Below are 18,084 nucleotides of genomic sequence, written 5' to 3'. Positions count from 1 at the left end.
GTGATACTATGTCTGCTTACGACTTTCTACTTCAAAATAAACTTTTGACATTACTAATTTCTGTAGTACATATATATATATTATGTATTATCACTAGGGTTTGGTATAAACATAGAGTGTCTGAAGTTTTTTCATTTCTGTTGTTTAATTTTTCAGTGATATTTCCATCTGGTTTTTTCTTTTTATTTATTCTAATTAATCCGAGAAATGTTGATGTCTTTGATTTAATCTCATGTTATTTATTCGAGTCGCTGATTTTATTGCTATATTATTGCTCATTTTTACGATTAAGGCATTATTTACGCGTTGTTGTTATAAATGATCGAATTCTTGTTTTTTGTTTGCTGCTGCTGTTGGTTTTGAATTTTCCTTTACTTTGGTCGGATGGTTTTGGGCTATTTTCTTCAGGGTCACGGATATCATACCTGAATGAGTCACCGTTATATAAGTATATTACATATATTACGTATCTCATGGGGTGCTTTCTTGCAGCATTAATTTCTGCTTCCATATCAACAAAGAGAAAAATTTCCCCGATAGTTATTTGTATATGTGCGTTTATCTTTGTTCTTACGGTATTATCTGGTTCAAAAGGGGCTTTTTTTATCTGGCTTTTTCAACTGATCTCACTAGTTGATTATTCTCGTGTTAAATTCCGGATATCTATGCTCGTTTTTTTTGGTGTCTTTTGTTTCTCTTTACTTTCTATTAGTGTTGTAGTCATCTCTGATTTTATTGGGATAACTTATGAGCAATTTGCTGATTTGGCTTTTTCAAGATTCTTCTTGGTGAATGATGCCAGAGCACTGGCATTTGATCTACGAGGTCTACTTTCGAATGTCGAATATTCATTCGTTAGCGAGTCATTACGATCGCTAAGTTCACTTTTTGGTACTTACCCTAAGCTCCATCCACTGGGGGTTCATTTATACGAAAATATGTTTGGTGATGCTGCAGACATTGGCGCTAATAGTTCTTTTATTGCCTTGGCTGTATATTTTTCTTCCCCAGGAGCAACAATTTCAAATGTATTATTAATTGGCTGGGTTCCTATCATAATTTATTACTTCTCACAAGTAATGCAGACGATTATGCAATCACCTACAATTAAGATTTACATTTATTCATCTCTGCCTCCTCTTTTGTGGATTTTTTCTCAAGACTTCCTTGCTTTTCAATTACTTATTCCGTCAGTGTTATTTTTGTTTGGTTTAGTTTGTGTGTATGATTTTTTTCATATATTTAATAAGCATTCATCTTTAAGTGTAAATTAAAATATTTGTTTTTTTATATTGGTTATTTAACGGGGGCTAAATGACAGGTTGCCAACTAATCGGAAGAAATTTCGATAGAAAGTATAGTGGTATTCTCACTGTGGTTATACCGACGTATAATTGTGCTGATTATTTGAACGATTGTATGAATGGTTTGTTAGATAAGTGCAATTCATTTATTGGAAATGGTATAAATGTATGCATTATTGATGGGGGCTCAACAGATAATACTAAAGAAATAGCTTCTTCATTTTGTGAATTGCATTCTTCAATTTCATTTGTATCAGAACGTGACAATGGAGTTTATGATGCAATGAATAAGGGGATCAAGCTGTCAAATACTCCATGGATATACTTCCTTGGCTCTGATGATTGTGTTACTGAGAATTTCACAAATATCTTAAATGTCCTTAAATTTGATACTGAATATAGTAACGTTCATGTTTTCCCTGTCAGGATGTTGAGTGATGGACGTACAGTTAATATAAGTGGCAGTCTTTTTTATTTTATTTTTAAAAATGTTTGTCACCAGGGGGTTGTATATCCTACGAAGGTTTTTGATTCGGTTCGTTATTCATTAAAATATCCAGTGCTAGCGGATTGGGCTTTAAATATCGAATTGTTTAAATTTTTCCGTTTTCATCACGATTTTGATGAGATTTCTATTTATAATGACATTACCGGACTTAGTAAGTCTAGCAAAGATTTATCATTCATCAATGATAAATCTTTATTGTTTAAACGTCACCATGGGGTAGTACCTTTTTTAATATCAAAAATGTTGTTTTGGTGTGGGAAGTTCAAAAATGCAATTTAAAAATAAATTCTTTTGTTATTATTTTCCTCAGTTCTACCCAATACCTGAAAATGATTTTCACTGGGGGAGTGGCTTTACTGATTGGGATAATGTAAAAAATTCTGAACCACTTTTTTTGGGGCACAGGCAGCCGAGGGTTCCACTGAATGGATACTATCTTCAGTCAGATCCTTCCGTCGTAAGTCATCAGTGCAAACTGGCTTCATCATATGGTGTTGATGGTTTTTGCTTTTATCATTATTGGTTTGATGGCAAGCTGGTTCTTGAAAAACCAGCTGAGGCATTTTTAAACCAAAAAGACATTAACATGGAGTTTTGTTTTTCTTGGGCAAACGAAACTTGGTCTAAGCGTTGGGTCGGCGATGACAACACAATAATCTTCAAGCAAACACATAACAATGACCGTGATATGTGGGATAAACACTTTCGCTATCTCTTTAAATTCTTTTCAGATGAAAGGTATCTAAAGGTTGATGGATGTCCTGTTTTTATAATATACAATCCTCATCTCATAAAGAATTCGGCGGCGATGTTTGATTTTTGGAATTGCTTAATTCGAGAAGAGGGGTATCCAGGAATTCACTTTGTGTATACGAAAGTATCCGAGGTCATAAATGAAGATAGTGTTTCATCATATAGTTCCACTTTAAATTTCGAACCTAGATTTGCATATAATTCAAGTGCTAATGCTAACAAATCATTTTTTTCAAGTCGTTTTTTTCAACCGCTAAGATATTTGCCTGAGTCGATGTTGAATTATATTACAAAAATTAGACATGCGTTGACAAGATATGAAAAAGTGGATTATTCATCAGTGTGGGATGTTATTTTAAAGAATGCTGATCCATCTGCTGTTTTTCAAGGTGCTTTTGTGGGTTGGGATAATACTCCTAGATACAAGAATAGGTCAAAAGTTTATGTTGACTCAACTCCAGATGTTTTTGAGTGTAAATTTAGGACGTTGATTGAACGTACTGTTTCACCGAGTAAACAAACTATTTTTTTCATTAATGCATGGAATGAATGGTCTGAAGGGGCATATCTGGAACCGGATCTTGATTATGGGTTTAAATATCTAGATATTGTTAAGTCACTGTCCATCTATGCTAATAAAGGTTGAGGCCATAAGTTATGAAAGTTGCAATTATTACTGGTGTTACTGGCCAAGATGGTTCTTACTTGGCCGAGTTTTTGTTAGATAAAGGCTATGAGGTGCACGGTATCAAGCGCCGTTCTTCCTTGTTTAATACCGGTCGAGTGGATCACATCTATCAAGACAGGCATGAAACGAATTCGCGTTTTTTCCTGCATTATGGTGATTTGACTGACACCTCCAACCTGGTTCGCCTGGTACAAGAAATCCAGCCGGATGAGATCTACAACTTGGGCGCTCAGTCTCATGTTGCTGTTTCTTTCGAGTCACCCGAATATACTGCCGATGTCGATGCTATGGGCACTCTACGGTTGTTGGAGGCGATCCGGATTTGTGGGTTGGAAAAGAAGACCCGCTTTTATCAGGCTTCTACCTCCGAGTTGTATGGTTTAGTGCAGGAGATTCCGCAAAAGGAAACGACGCCCTTCTATCCGCGCTCGCCCTATGCGGTGGCCAAGATGTATGCCTATTGGATCACCGTGAACTACCGTGAGTCTTATGGCATGTATGCCTGTAACGGCATTCTGTTTAACCATGAATCCCCGCGTCGCGGCGAAACCTTTGTCACCCGCAAGATCACCCGCGCTATCGCCAATATCGCTCAAGGCCTCGAAAGCTGCCTGCATCTGGGCAATATGGATGCGCTGCGCGACTGGGGCCACGCCAAAGATTACGTACGTATGCAGTGGATGATGCTGCAACAAGATGCCGCTGAAGATTTTGTGATCGCTACCGGCAAGCAGATCTCTGTGCGTGAATTTGTGCGCATGTCGGCTAAAGAAGCTGGCATTGAACTGACTTTTAGCGGCGAAGGGGTGGATGAAATCGCCACCGTCAGCGCTATCAGCGGCGATGACGCCCCTGGCGTGAAAGTGGGCGATGTGATCGTTAAAGTCGATGAACGTTTCTTCCGCCCATCCGAGGTTGAAACCCTGCTCGGCGACCCGGCAAAGGCCAAGGCCAAGCTGGGTTGGGTACCAGAGATCACTGTGGAAGAGATGTGCGCCGAGATGGTACAAAGTGACCTAAACAAGGCCAAGCAACATGTCCTGCTCAAAGCCCATGGCTTTGATGTTTCCCTGTCGGTGGAGAACTGATCGATGACAACGCAACAGGCTAAACAACGGGTATTTGTCGCTGGTCACCGGGGCATGGTCGGCTCGGCCATCTGCCGTCAGCTAAGCCAGCGTGCGGATGTAGAACTGGTGGTACGCTCCCGCTGCGAGCTGGATTTAACCTCTCAGCAGGCGGTGACGGCGTTTTTCCAAAATGAGCGCATCGATCAAGTTTATTTGGCGGCCGCCAAAGTGGGCGGTATTCACGCCAACAACAGCTACCCTGCCGAGTTTATTTTTGAAAACCTGATGATGGAGTGCAACATCATCCATGGTGCGCATCTGGGTGGGGTGCAAAAGCTGCTGTTTTTAGGTTCATCGTGCATTTATCCCAAGTTGGCGGAGCAACCGATGCGCGAGACAGCCCTGTTGACCGGCATGCTGGAAGCCACCAACGAGCCCTATGCAATTGCCAAGATCGCTGGCATCAAGCTGTGTGAATCCTATAACCGCCAATATGGCCGCGATTATCGCAGCGTGATGCCTACCAACTTGTATGGCGAAAACGACAACTTCCACCCGGAAAACTCCCATGTGATCCCGGCGCTGATGCGCCGTTTTCATGAAGCCAAATTACGCGGTGACAGCGAAGTGGTGGTGTGGGGCAGCGGCACGCCGATGCGCGAGTTTTTGCATGTCGATGATATGGCCGCAGCCAGCGTGTATTTGATGGAGCTGGCTGATGCAATTTATCAGGCCAATACCGAGCCGATGCTGTCGCACATCAACGTTGGCACTGGGGTTGATTGCACCATTCGCGAGTTGGCGCAGACCATGGCCAAGGTGGTTGGCTTTGCCGGTGAGGTGGTGTTTGATGCCACTAAACCAGATGGCACCCCGCGCAAGTTGATGGATGTCAGCCGCTTGGTCAATCTGGGCTGGCGTTATACCCGCTCGTTAGAGGCAGGCTTGACCCTGACTTATCAGTGGTTTTTAGCGCATCAGGATGATTTTCGTAAATGAGCCAACGTCAGCCAAGTCCTTGGTTAGACAAGGCGCAATTTCAACAGATAGTGGCGGCAACGCCACTTATCTCACTGGATTTAATTGTGCGAAATGGCCAAGGCCAGGTGTTGCTAGGGCGGCGGCTAAACCGTCCAGCTCAAGGATATTGGTTTGTGCCCGGTGGCCGGGTGCGCAAAAATGAGCGCTTGGATACGGCGTTTTTGCGCCTGACTCAAGAGGAGTTAGGGCTGGCAGCAAGCCGTGATAGTGCCCGTTTGCTTGGGCACTATGAGCACTTTTATGCCGATAACTTCTCCGGCACCGAGTTCACCACCCATTACGTGGTGCTGGGGTATGAATTGGCGTGGCAAGGGCAGCAAGATGTTTTGCCCATCAGCCAGCATGACCAATACCAGTGGTTTGAGGTGGCGGACTTGCTGCAAGACCTAAGCGTGCATCAGCACACCAAAGATTATTTTTTAGCTAGGACGTAATTCCATGATATTGCCAGTTGTAATGGCCGGGGGCTCTGGCACTCGCCTGTGGCCTTTGTCACGCACACTGTTCCCCAAGCAGTTTTTATCCCTGACCAGTGAGGCGACCTTGCTGCAAGAGACCTTGCAGCGCTTAAGCCCGCTGGCGCATCAGCCAGCCTTCATCATCTGCAATCAAGAGCACCGCTTCATCGTGGCGGAGCAGTTGCGCAAGGGGCATTTGCAACACAGCGGGATTGCGCTGGAGCCGTTTGGCCGCAACACGGCACCAGCTGTGGCCATTGCCGCCCAGCATGCCAGTAAACAAGGTGACGATCCCTTATTGCTGGTGCTGGCCGCAGACCATGTGATCGCCAAACCTGCCGCCTTTTGCCAAGCGGTGCAAGCGGCTATTCCCTTGGCCGAACTGGGCAAGTTGGTCACCTTTGGCATAGTGCCCACCGCGCCAGAAACCGGTTATGGCTATATCCAGCAGGGCTGTGATGTGGGCCACGGCGCCAGCACGGTCGCAGCATTTATCGAAAAACCTGATTTAACCACCGCTCAGCAATATCTCATTGATGGTCGTTATCTGTGGAACAGCGGTATGTTCTTGTTTAAGGCTTCTGTATACCTGCAAGAGCTTAAAAAGCATAACCCTGCCATGTTGGTGGCCTGTGAGCAAGCTTTGGCTTTAGCGCAAGATGATCTGGATTTTATCCGCCTTGATCCGGATTCTTTTGCCGCTTGCCCGGATGATTCCATCGACTATGCGGTGATGGAAAAAACCGCCAACGCAGTGGTGATGCCGCTGGATGCCAACTGGAGTGATGTCGGTTCTTGGTCTGCTCTGTGGGAAGTGAGTGACAAAGATTCGCAAGGCAATGTGCTGCACGGTGATGTGTTAACCGAGCAGACTCACAACAGCTTTATCTATGCCCAGCACCGCTTAACCGCTACTGTCGGCATTGATGATGTGGTGGTTATTGAAACCAAAGATGCGGTGTTGGTGGCGCATAAAGACCGAGTGCAAGAGATCAAAGGCATTGTCAATCAGTTAAAAGCGGCCAATCGCCCCGAACAATTGCAACACCGCGAAGTGTTTCGCCCTTGGGGTAGCCACGATGCGATTGCCGATGGGCTGCGTTATCACGTTAAACAGTTGATGGTAAAACCAGGCCAAAAAACCGCGATGCAAATTCACCATCACCGAGCTGAACACTGGATTATTGTTTCTGGCACCGCACTGGTGACGCGAGGTGAAGAGAGCTTTTTGTTATCCGAAAACCAATCTACCTATATTCCACTTGGTGTAGCGCACGCCATTGAAAACCCAGGCAAGATCCCGCTTGAGATGATTGAAGTTCGTAGCGGTGTTTATCTTGAGGAAGATGATGTTGTGCGTATTCCATCTACCGGAGTGGGCTATTGATGAGCATGTTCATTATTTGGATGGTAGCTAATGTTTAATACAAAAAATGTAATTTGTACGAGTGGAGTGCAATTTGGCACCAGCGGTGCCCGTGGCTTGGTAGTCGATTTTACTCCCGAAGTGTGTGCTGCTTTTACTCATGCCTTTGTTGCCGTATTGCGCAAAGAGTTTGCCCCCAAGCAATTAGCGTTGGCGATTGATAATCGCCCAAGCAGTTATGCCATGGCGCAGGCTTGTGCTGCCGCATTAATGCAAGCTGGGGTGGAACCGATTTATTACGGAGTGATCCCAACTCCGGCATTGGCGTATCAGGCGATGCAAGACAAGCTGCCTTGTATCATGGTCACGGGGAGTCATATTCCGTTTGATCGTAACGGCCTGAAATTTTATCGACCCGATGGCGAGATCACCAAAACCGATGAAGTAGCGATTTTGGCCGCTGAGGTTGAGTTTGACAACCTACTCGTGTTGCCTGAATTGATAGCCAGCCCACGCGCGGCCGAAAGTTATTGTGCCCGCTATGCCTCTTTGTTTGCGGCCGATATGTTGGCGGGTAAGCGGATCGGTATTTATGAACACTCGAGCGCCGGTCGTGAACTCTATGCTCCGCTATTTGAATCGTTAGGTGCCGAGGTTATTCGCATTGAGCGTAGCGATCAGTTTGTGCCGATCGATACTGAAGCTGTGGGCGAAGAAGATAAAGCCAAGGCAAGGTTGTGGTCTGTCCAATACCAACTGGATGCAATTTTCTCAACCGACGGTGATGGTGATCGCCCCTTGGTCGCTGACGAAAACGGTGAATGGCTACGCGGTGATATATTGGGTTTATTGTGTGCCAGCGCATTACATATTGAGGCGTTAGCCATTCCTGTTAGCAGCAATACCGTGATTGCCAATTGCGGGCGCTTTAACAAAGTGCAACTGACCAAGATTGGGTCACCCTATGTGATCGCCGAGTTTGCTCATTTGGCTAAAGATTACACCCGCATTGCTGGCTTTGAAGCTAACGGCGGTTTCCTGTTGGGTAGTGATATCGCATTTGCAGGTAAACCTCTGTCGGCCTTGCCAACCCGTGATGCTGTGCTGCCGTTTTTAATGCTATTAGCGGCTACGGGAAAGGGGACGATTTCACCCTTGGTGAATGCCTTACCTGCCCGTTATACCCATTCTGACCGAATTCAAAATTTTGCCACTTCTCGTAGCCAGGCGATATTGGTTGATGGCCTTAACGATCCTCAAACCTTGTTAGTTAAGCTTGGCTTTAATGATGTTCAGGTGATGTCGGCAGATACTACTGATGGTTTGCGCTTGAGCTTAAATGACGGCTGCATTATTCACCTGCGCCCCTCGGGTAATGCCCCCGAACTGCGCTGCTACGCCGAGGCTGGTTGTGTGAAAATGGCACTAAAATTAGTATCCAGAGTGCTAACTAACTTAACTAGCAAAAATTTTTGACATCATCATGGTTTAACGGTGGTTTGGAGTGAATCAGAAGAATGAAGAATCTTTAATCTTACTTGCAGCATACAATGGTGGTTCTTTAATTTATGTGCAACTTGTATCTATCTTGTAGCAAAACAATATTGATCTTGTGATTGGCATCGATTTGAGCAATGACGACACGTTTTCAATTTTTAACGTTTATGCTGAGAAAAAACATCAAGATATCATTTTATTACCGTATGGCGAGAAATTTTTTTTGGCGCAGGTAAAAATATCTATAAGCTGTTGAAAGATACAGGCGTAAGTAGTTGTGATTATATTTTTTAGCGATCGAGACGATATTCGGCTAGAGAGTAAACTAACTAAAGGCATCGAAAAACTTCAGCAAGACGACTGTCACTCTGCCAATTTAACTGCATTTTTGGAGGATGGTCGTGAAGTGTTGATTGATAAAGCGCGGCCGCAATGGGAGTTGGATTGTTTATTTTAATCGACTGGCCCTGGTTGCATTTATATGTTTAAATATTAAGTTGCCGTGCAATTTAAAGCATGGTTAGAAGACGCTATGAGCAAATTGGTAAAGATATCGCACTGCACGACTGGTTGCTATATGCGTTTGCTCGTAGTTAGGGATATAATTGGTCTATCGACCCTGAGCTAATGATGTATTATCGTCAGCGTGCTAATAATCAAGTGGGTACTAACAATAGCTTTGCTGCAGCTATAAAACGTATTAAACTAATCAAGGATGAATGGTATCGCAATCAGCTCATTAAAATTGCTGAGCATTTATAATTGTAGAGTGCAGCTGTATTTAGATTTTGCCATAAATAATGGGTATATGGGCAACTTGTATCTGTTATGGCACGTTGGGGAATTAAGAAGTAAGTTGCGAGGCCGGTTAGCATTGGTATTGGTATTGGTATTGGTATTGGTATTGGTATTGGTATTGGTATTGGTATTGGTATTGGTATTGGTATTGGTATTGGTATTGGTATTGGTATTGGTATTGGTATTGGTATTAGCATTGGGAGTGGTGTTGCTTTTTAATATTTTCTAGAGGTCAATTATATCTTGAGCTTGAGCTTGAGCTTGAGCTTATTTTTCGCACGACCATACTCAATTACCTCCTATGATTCATATTGTCAGATAAATGTGTTATAGCAGAGGCTAAACATTCAGGTTTCAGGACTTAAGTATCGCGCGCGCAACGTATTCGATTTTTGTGCTGCTGTGGCTGAGTTCAGTGGTAACCATTGGCACAGGATGGCACAATAGGCTGGTGATTTTTTTGGCCTCCCATATTGGATAGGGGGGCATTTTTTGGGGTTGATAACGGGTGAATGTAAATAAATTGAAACAATCGGGGTGGCTGCTGTCACTGGCGTTGTTCGGGTGGCCGGTGCTGGCTGCGCCGCAAATCACGCCAGAGATGATGGCAAAATTTAAACAGTTGTCCCCTGCCCAACAGCAGGCATTGGCAGCACAATATGGTATTGACCCCTCTCAGTTGGGTGCCTCATCGGCGATAAATAGTGTGACCCCAGTCAATACTGCGCCGGTGGCGGCTCCGCGTGACGTGGATTACAGCCAGCCGTCGCAGCGGCCGTTAATGGCCGGTGTGGCGCAAGAGGGTGAGCTACAACCCTTTGGCTATAACGTGTTTGCAGGTGAGCCGCTCACCGATGTGCCAGTGGTTGATATGCCGGTTGCCGATGATTATGTGTTGGGACCTGGTGACGAGATCCGGGTGCAGCTCTATGGCAAAGAGAATGCCAACTACACCCTGCCGATTGGCCGCGAAGGCTTTATCGACTTCCCGACCCTGGGGCCGATTGCTGCCAGCGGCCAAACCTTTCAGCAACTGCGCAGCGAGCTTGAAAGCCGCATCAAAGAGCAAAAAATCGGGGTCGAGGCGTTTGTCAGCTTCGGTGCCCTGCGCACCATGCAGGTGTTTGTGATGGGCGATGCCTATCGCCCCGGCGCCTATAACGTCAATGGTATGGCTACCGTGACCCAAGCTCTGCAGGCTGCGGGTGGTATCGACACGGTAGGGTCGCTGCGCAAGATCCAGGTCAAGCGTGCGGGGCAGAAAGTGATTGATGTAGACCTCTACAAGATGTTGGTATGGGGGGATACCAGTCAGGATATTCGTTTGCGTTCCGGCGACACAGTGTTCATCCCTGCTAAAGGCAGTGAAGTGAGTATCGATGGTTTGGTTAAACGCCCTGCTATTTATGAATTGAGTGGCCCAGCAGCCTTGGTTAATGTGCTTGGGTTGGCGGGCGGCATGAAGGCTGCTGCACTCAAAGAGGTTTCGGTGACCCGTTATGGTGAAACCGGGATGCGGGTATTTAACCTGAACTTGTCAAATCAGCATGATCGTCAGTTTGTCGTGCGTGATGGTGACAAAGTCACTGTCAAGCCGAGCAGCACTGAATATAGCCAAGCGATCGTGGTAAAAGGTGCCGTGGTTCGTGAAGGCGTCTTCAGTTTTCAGCCAGGAATACGGATCAGTCGTGTGTTGCAAAGTGCCGACCGCGATCTGACATCGGTCACTGACTTGAATTATGCCCTGGTTGTACGTGAGGTGGATGCCCAACGTAATATCGAGGTATTGCAATTCAATCTGGGCCGTGCGTTGCAAATGCCGGGCGGGGAAGATGACATTCGTTTGCAACCGCGAGATCAGGTGCTTATTTTTAGCAATGACGCGACCGACCGACTGAAGCAGCTGGCGAGTTCTCAGAGCTCTTCGACAAGTATTGACAATCAGGCTAACCAACGCATTGAGCAGCAAGCCAATGCGGTAGATACCAGTACTGGTGCCGATGTTAGGCGTGCCCAGCTGGCTAAAGAAGATAAGATGACTTTGGCTAGTGTGTCTAACACGACCAAGACTGAGGCGATGGTTGGTGCCTCTCGCCAAGCTTTGCTCGCTCCGGTTATTGAGCGTTTAAAAGCACAAGCAGCACAAGGTAAACCGGTACAGATTGCTGAAGTTCGCGGTGAGGTTAAATATCCCGGGGTCTATCCCTTGACGTCTTATAGTCGTACCCATGATTTAATCATGGCCGCGGGCGGGTTTAACGAACAGGCGAATGTGATTGAGTTATCTCGTGTGAGTGAGCGAGGGAACGATATTGCAATTGAAAATCAGCGTCTGGATTTGGCAACTGCAAATCGGGTAACTGGTTCGCCGTTGGTGCAATCAAAAGACAGCCTAAATGTGTTGCCGCATCCGCAATGGCGTGAAGAAGCTACCGTACAGGTATTTGGCGAGGTGAAGTATCCGGGTACTTATACGGTCCGTCGTGGTGAAAGCCTGCAGGAGTTGATCCAGAGAGTGGGGGGGATCACTGCTTATGCTAACCCGAATGGTACAGTTTTTGCTCGTGAGGCGCTGCGCAAGCAGGAGGAAGAACGCATCGAGTTACTACGTGATGAACTCAAGCAAGAGATCGCGACGATGACCCTGCGTCGTCAATCCAGTATCGCCAACTACACCAGCTCGCCAGCCGAGGCGATGACTGTGGTCAATCAGCTGGAAAACAGCAAGGCTGTCGGTCGCATGACCATTGATATGCCGGCTATTTTGTCTGGCGACAAACAGGCTGATGTGATGCTGCAAGATGGTGACAAGCTTTATGTGCCTGCGTTACAAAATGTGGTCTCTATTCAGGGTATGGTGCAATTCCCCTCTTCCCACGTTTACGATGGCAACCTGAGCGTTAATGATTACTTGAGCCGTGCCGGTGGAACCAAGAAACAGGCAGATACCGACCGTATCTACGTGATCAAGGCTAATGGTAGCGTGATGCTGCCAGGTGATAGCTGGTTTGGTGGTCGCAAGAGCCTGGAGCCGGGGGATACCATCGTGGTACCTGTTGATTCTGATTATCTGGATAACCTGAGCATCATGACCTCTGCAACTCAGATCCTCTACCAACTGGGTGTCGCATGGAGTGCAATCAAGTAATGACATCGTTCATTTGACAACCTATTCAGTCAGGTAGTGAAGACTACCTGACTCTTTTGAGATTCGGTTTGTTATGACACAACTAAAAGAACACCCTCCCTTGCCATTGGTAATGAATGGGGAGAGCGAAGATGAAATCGATTTACGTGAGTTGTTCGCAGCGCTGTGGCGTGGTAAGTGGTGGATAGTCGCCAGTACCTTGGTGGGGGCGGTGATAGCTGTCATGATAGCAATATCATTGCCAAATATTTATCGCTCGGAAGCCTTGCTCGCACCGTCTGCTGATCAGCAAGGAGGGGGACTTGCCGCCATGGCTGCCCAGTTTGGTGGTCTGGCCAGCTTGGCTGGCATAAATCTTAGTGGCGGTGGTTCGGACAAGACAGCGATTGCAGTCGAGATTGGGAAATCCCGTCAATTTTTAAGTCATTTTATTCGCCAGCATCAGTTGGAAGTGCCATTGTTGGCTGTTATGAAAGCTGACAAGGTGACCGGTGAGTTACTTGTTGATAAAAAGATCTACGATGTCGACACCAAAAAGTGGGTGCGTGAGGTGCCACCTGGCAAGTCGGTTGAACCAACCGACTGGGAGCTGGTTAAGGCATTTCGCGCACTTGCCAGTATCAGTCAGGATACAAAATCAGGGTTGGTGACGGTGGCGGTGGAGTACTACTCTCCGGAGTCTGCCAAGCAGTGGGTTGACTGGTTGGTGGCCGATCTCAATGAGGCCATGAAATTGCGTGATCAAACCGATGCGACACGTAACATTACCTATCTCAAAGCACAGCTTGAGAAAACCCCAGTTGCAGATATGCAGAAGGTGTTCTACCAACTGATCGAGGATCAGACCAAAACCTTGATGTTAACCGAAGTGAATCAAGAGTACGTGTTTAAAACCCTTGATCCTGCTGTGGTTGCTGAAGAAAAAGCGAAACCCAAACGGGCATTGATCGCAGTATTAGGGACTTTGCTTGGGGGCATGTTAGGTATTATGATCGTGCTGGTACGCCATGCTATGGGGCGTCCACTTCGTAACGCCAGATGAGAAGGCTCTTCTGAGCGGCTTATTCTGGTTTATTGGTCTGTTTCACGATATCCTGTTATTACTTTAAGTCATTTTTAAACTAAGGAAACGAGTAATGAAAAAATCCGCATTGACTCTGGCTGCATTGTTGGTTCTCTCTTCAAATGCATTTGCAGCTGAAGAAGTAGCTGCTGCTGCTAGCACCGGTGGTGCTGCTGGCGGCGCTGCTGCCACTGGCGCTGCTATTGGTACCACTGCCGCAGTTGCTGTTGGCGTTGGTGCTGCTGCACTGGCGGCGGTTGTTATTTCTAACGCAAATGACGACTCCACCAGTACCAGCACTAACACAACTACTGCTACCAAGTAAGTTATTCGATATTGTAATAAGGCTGCCACATTGGCAGCCTTATTTTTGTCACTTTGCAATCATTTTCCAATTCCACTGAGTGACCCATCTATGTTTTCTCTTCGTTTGTTTATACCTTTGGGATTGTTACTCTTGAGTGGTTGTTCCGCCACCAGTTTAGATACCTATGCAACCCTCCGCTATGCCCTTTTGGGAACGGATGATGTGGAGGTTACGACTGAAAAAATACGTGAATTACCTTATGCGAGCGCCTATCTGCGAGTGGGTGATAATCCACAGGCATTGGTTGTGCTTGCGTTTGCAGACCCTGATGGTTCATTGAGCTGGGTGAGCTCTGATAATAAGCTTTTTGTTACCAAATCAGGTCGGCTACACAAGACGGTGGGTTTGGAAAATGATCTCTATTTAGTGGCATCATCCTGGCCTGATCCATTGAAAAAAATGGTAAATGTACCCGATATATCTTTGAACCTGGATGCTATGTCTTGGCAGTATACTGCCGAATGGGAAAAGGATTATCTGAGTGGATATGACATGCGGGCTAAGTTTATATCTGCTGTTCCAGAAAAGTTGTTAATCCTTGATAAAACACATGATGTTATGTTGATTGATGAGTTGGTCAGTGTCGGACATGACCAGAACTCTTGGCATAACTACTATTGGTTTGAGCCTAGTACGAGCAGAGTATTAAAAAGCCAGCAGCAATTGGGGCCGGAATTACCGGTGATTGAAATGACAATATTAAAGCCGTACGCATTATGAAAAGATACCTGACGATCGGTCTCATACCATTTTTTGCTTTGGCTCAAGCTGATGTAAACGTGATTTTTGAGCGTCATGCAACAGCGAAGATTGAGTTGCATGATGGTGCCAGACTTGCAGACCTGTTATTTAATGTTCAATTACCAGATGATATCTATTGGCGTACTGCACAAATTGCGAATGAAAAGACCATAGCGGAATTTCAGATGACTAAAGAGCAATTGCTCAAGGATATTAAAGCACTTCAAGTACTTTGGATGCGAGCAGGTGACAAAGGTTCATTGATCCAGTCAACGCAACAGTTACTACAAGAGCTGGACAAAGTTCCTGTCAGTGGCCGTTTGTCAATCGCATTAGATCCTGCCAAGTCCAGAATTGACCCGCATGGTAATCCACTATTAAAAGGGCAGTACACCCTTTTCCTTGCTTCAAGGCCCGATTTTATCTACTTCGTGGGACTGATTAACGGTCGCAGTAAACAGCCACTTCAGCCTGGTGCCAGTTTGGCAAGCTATTGGCAGGATTACCGCTTGTTGGCTGGCGCTGCGCAGTATGAAGCATTTCTGATCCAGCCTGACGGTTCTATCAGCCAGGTTCCTGTTGCGAATTGGAACAAACTGCATCGTGAACCTATGGCGGGTGCTACGCTCTTTGTCGGTTTTGATCCCCAAATCCTTCCAGAGCAATATAAAGATATCAATATTCGTATTGCCAGTCTGCTTGCTAATCGAGTACCAGAATAATGCTGCCTAAATTGAAATATATTGCGATCTTTGTTTCAGGAACTGTTTGTGCTGCAGAGTCTGTTATTGATCCTTATGGTCCTTCACAAGGTGATTTCGGTGGTGTGGGTTTGCTTCAAATGCCTACCGCACGAATGGCTAAAACAGGTGAGTTCAGTGCCAACTATGTTGATAATGACCAATATCGTCGATGGTCTATCTCTGCGCAGCCATTTGACTGGTTTGAAGCAACACTGAGATATACCGATGTAAGAACAAAAAAGTACAGTCCCTACGAAGATTTTAGTGGTGATCAAACTTATAAAGATAAAGGGATGGATTTCAAGTTCCGCCTTTGGCAAGAATCCAACTATCTGCCACAGGTGTCACTGGGCTTTAGAGATCTAATGGGGACTGGTCTCTTTGATAGTGAATTTGTGACGGCTAGCAAACGCTATGGCCCTTTTGATTTTACTATCGGTATCGGCTGGGGAAATATGGCCGAAAGTGATAATATTAAAAACCCATTTTGTGAGTATAAAGATAGCTGGTGTCAAAGAAATAATAGCTTCTCTGGTAATGGTGGTAAGTTTGAGTTTGATAGCTTGTTTCATGGGCCAGCAGCACTCTTTGGCGGTGTTGAGTATCAAACACCATGGCAGCCACTCAGGTTGAAGCTGGAATATGATGGCAATGATTATAGCAAGGAGTTCGCTGGCCATCTTTATCAAGATTCACCTTGGAATGTCGGGGCTGTGTACCGAGTTTTCGAGAATATGGATAGCCATCTAAGCTGGCAGAGAGGAAACACCTTGATGTGGGGGGTGACTTTTCGGACTAACTTTAATGATATGAAACCCGCTCATATTGATCAGCCGAGACCCATTTATCAGCCTGACCAAGTTCCAGCCACTATGACGGATGTGAAGTGGAAGGCGCTAACTGACGATTTGAAAGAGAATGCTGGTTGGCAGGATACAGAATTTTACACAACCACCAATTCTGTGACTGTCATCGGCACGCAGAGCAAGTATCGCGATGAGAGTGAGGCGATGAAGAGAACCTCTTTGTTAGCCGCAAATTATTTGCCGGGTACGGTCGATGAGCTGAATGTTGTTGAACGTAAGGCGAACTTCCAGTTGCAAGAAACCCGCATCGATCTCCCATCTGTTCGTCGTGCCAATGTGGTACAGGTGTTGGGAGAAGAACAACATGAAAAATCGATGGTTCAGGCTGCAGGAAAAATTCAGGGAGAATCTATCTACTCATCTGAGCGCAAGTCATTTTCATACTCTTTTGACCCAGACCTAACGCAATCATTTGGTGGTGCTGAGTCTTTCTATATGTATCAGTTAGGCATTAATGCAAATGCTGATTGGCGTATAAATGAAAACAACAGTTTGCAAAGTACGCTGTTTGTTAATCTGGTTAATAACTACGATGAGTTCAATTATAAAGCTCCTCCTCCAGATGGCGCTGCCTTACCACGGGTTCGGACGTGGATTCGTGAGTATGTCGATTCTTCTAATGTATTACTCAACAACTTGCAGTTAACCCATATGCAACTACTTGCTCAAGATTGGTACGGGCAAGCTTATGGTGGATATTTGGAGATGATGTATGCCGGGGTCGGGAGTGAGGTGCTTTATCGTCCATATGGTAAGACTTGGGCTATTGGTGTTGATGCAAACTGGGTGAAACAGCGAGACTGGAACAACACCCTGAAAATGGCTGATTACGATGTGATGACCGGACATGTTACTGCATATTGGCAGTTACCATTCATGAGTAATGTCACCGCTAAAGTCTCCGTAGGTCAGTATTTGGCTGGTGATAAAGGCGCTACATTCGACTTCTCAAAACGGTTTGATTCGGGTGTTGTCTTGGGGGGGTATGCAACATTTACCAATGTTTCTGCAGACGAGTATGGTGAAGGTAGCTTTACCAAAGGAATTTATGTCACGATACCGTTTGATTTGATGTTGCTCAAGCCAACAACCGCGAAAGGAAGCATTGGATGGGTTCCTTTGACACGGGATGGAGGCCAGATGTTGAGCCGCAAGAATGGTCTTTACGGCTTGACTGAGTTGCAGTAATAAAAAGTTGCATAGAGCTAATCTTTTTTCATCAAACAGGGCGAGCAGTTGTAAACTGCTCCCCCTTTTATTAGGCGCTGTCCTAATTACGTGTTGAAAGGCTAAGCTTGAAGTAGGCCATCACCTTGAGGTCTACCATCATGGATACCCCAGCCTTTCAACACCTGTTGTCCCTCTTTCCCCAGTTAACACTGCGCCAGCGCCGTGTTGCTCAGCAGGAACTCACTGCACCCCACACCATTACTTCGCTCAATACTCAGTTACCGGCATGCAGTGGCTGCCCACATTGTCAGGCTGATGTCGCCCAGATGGCGCCTTGGGGATGGAGTCGGGGGCTGCGCCGCTACCGTTGCAAACTGTGTCTGCGCACCAGCACCGTTCTGACCAAAACGCCTTTGGCCCGGTTACGCAAAGCCCAGTGCTGGGAAGACTACGCGCAAGCCCTCATCGAAGGGCTGACCGTCCGCCAGGCAGCGCGACGCTGT

General features: G+C 45.9%; 15 protein-coding genes. All 15 read left to right on the top strand.

Features of this window, described 5'->3' with window-relative positions; all coding sequences use genetic code 11:
* Positions 1-8 precede the first annotated feature (8 nt).
* On the top strand, positions 9-1,274 hold the full coding sequence (locus BN1115_RS22710) for a hypothetical protein (protein ID WP_139245514.1): 1,266 nt from the start codon (positions 9-11) through the stop codon (positions 1,272-1,274).
* Between the two features lie 40 nt (positions 1,275-1,314).
* Positions 1,315-2,091 (top strand): glycosyltransferase, encoded by a 777-nt coding sequence (locus BN1115_RS21855; protein WP_082034870.1) that lies wholly within the window; start codon positions 1,315-1,317, stop codon positions 2,089-2,091.
* On the top strand, positions 2,081-3,211 hold the full coding sequence (locus tag BN1115_RS21850; protein ID WP_082034869.1) for a glycosyltransferase WbsX family protein: 1,131 nt from the start codon (positions 2,081-2,083) through the stop codon (positions 3,209-3,211). Before BN1115_RS21855 ends, BN1115_RS21850 begins: the two co-directional genes overlap by 11 nt.
* A gap of 11 nt (positions 3,212-3,222) precedes the next feature.
* Positions 3,223-4,341, top strand: coding sequence for a GDP-mannose 4,6-dehydratase (gmd, locus tag BN1115_RS15260; RefSeq protein WP_042657822.1), 1,119 nt, complete (start codon positions 3,223-3,225; stop codon positions 4,339-4,341).
* Positions 4,342-4,344: 3 nt separating this feature from the next.
* A complete protein-coding gene (fcl, locus tag BN1115_RS15255) occupies positions 4,345-5,322 on the top strand; it encodes a GDP-L-fucose synthase (protein ID WP_042657821.1) in 978 nt (325 codons plus the stop codon).
* The gene (locus BN1115_RS15250; protein ID WP_042657820.1) at positions 5,319-5,798 is read left to right on the top strand and encodes a GDP-mannose mannosyl hydrolase; all 480 of its coding nucleotides are present in this window, start codon (positions 5,319-5,321) and stop codon (positions 5,796-5,798) included. The genes fcl and BN1115_RS15250 overlap by 4 nt, the downstream gene beginning before the upstream one ends.
* A gap of 4 nt (positions 5,799-5,802) precedes the next feature.
* Positions 5,803-7,209 (top strand): mannose-1-phosphate guanylyltransferase/mannose-6-phosphate isomerase, encoded by a 1,407-nt coding sequence (locus BN1115_RS15245; protein ID WP_042657819.1) that lies wholly within the window; start codon positions 5,803-5,805, stop codon positions 7,207-7,209.
* Positions 7,210-7,239: 30 nt separating this feature from the next.
* Positions 7,240-8,664: a phosphomannomutase gene (locus BN1115_RS15240; RefSeq protein ID WP_042657818.1), complete on the top strand. Its 1,425-nt coding sequence runs from the start codon at positions 7,240-7,242 to the stop codon at positions 8,662-8,664.
* Positions 8,665-9,991: 1,327 nt separating this feature from the next.
* Entirely contained in the window at positions 9,992-12,631 is a 2,640-nt protein-coding gene (locus BN1115_RS15235) for an SLBB domain-containing protein (RefSeq protein ID WP_128821666.1), read from the top strand.
* 73 nt (positions 12,632-12,704) lie between these two features.
* On the top strand, positions 12,705-13,673 hold the full coding sequence (locus tag BN1115_RS22805) for a Wzz/FepE/Etk N-terminal domain-containing protein (protein WP_042657817.1): 969 nt from the start codon (positions 12,705-12,707) through the stop codon (positions 13,671-13,673).
* 94 nt (positions 13,674-13,767) lie between these two features.
* Complete coding sequence (locus BN1115_RS22700; RefSeq protein WP_042657816.1) at positions 13,768-14,019, top strand: hypothetical protein; 252 nt, start codon at positions 13,768-13,770, stop codon at positions 14,017-14,019.
* 90 nt (positions 14,020-14,109) lie between these two features.
* Positions 14,110-14,781, top strand: a complete 672-nt coding sequence (locus tag BN1115_RS21840; protein ID WP_042657815.1) for a YjbF family lipoprotein — start codon at positions 14,110-14,112, stop codon at positions 14,779-14,781.
* A complete protein-coding gene (locus BN1115_RS15215) occupies positions 14,778-15,524 on the top strand; it encodes a capsule biosynthesis GfcC family protein (protein WP_042657814.1) in 747 nt (248 codons plus the stop codon). The genes BN1115_RS21840 and BN1115_RS15215 overlap by 4 nt, the downstream gene beginning before the upstream one ends.
* Positions 15,524-17,599, top strand: coding sequence for a YjbH domain-containing protein (locus BN1115_RS15210; RefSeq protein WP_082034868.1), 2,076 nt, complete (start codon positions 15,524-15,526; stop codon positions 17,597-17,599). Before BN1115_RS15215 ends, BN1115_RS15210 begins: the two co-directional genes overlap by 1 nt.
* Positions 17,600-17,739: 140 nt before the next feature.
* On the top strand, positions 17,740-18,084 hold a 345-nt coding region (locus tag BN1115_RS21835), incomplete at its 3' end, for an IS1 family transposase (RefSeq protein ID WP_167335560.1).

The sequence above is a fragment of the Aeromonas allosaccharophila genome, assembly GCF_000819685.1.
Taxonomy (GTDB): Bacteria; Pseudomonadota; Gammaproteobacteria; order Enterobacterales; family Aeromonadaceae; genus Aeromonas; species Aeromonas allosaccharophila.
This window is presented reverse-complemented; position numbering and strand designations above follow the sequence as displayed.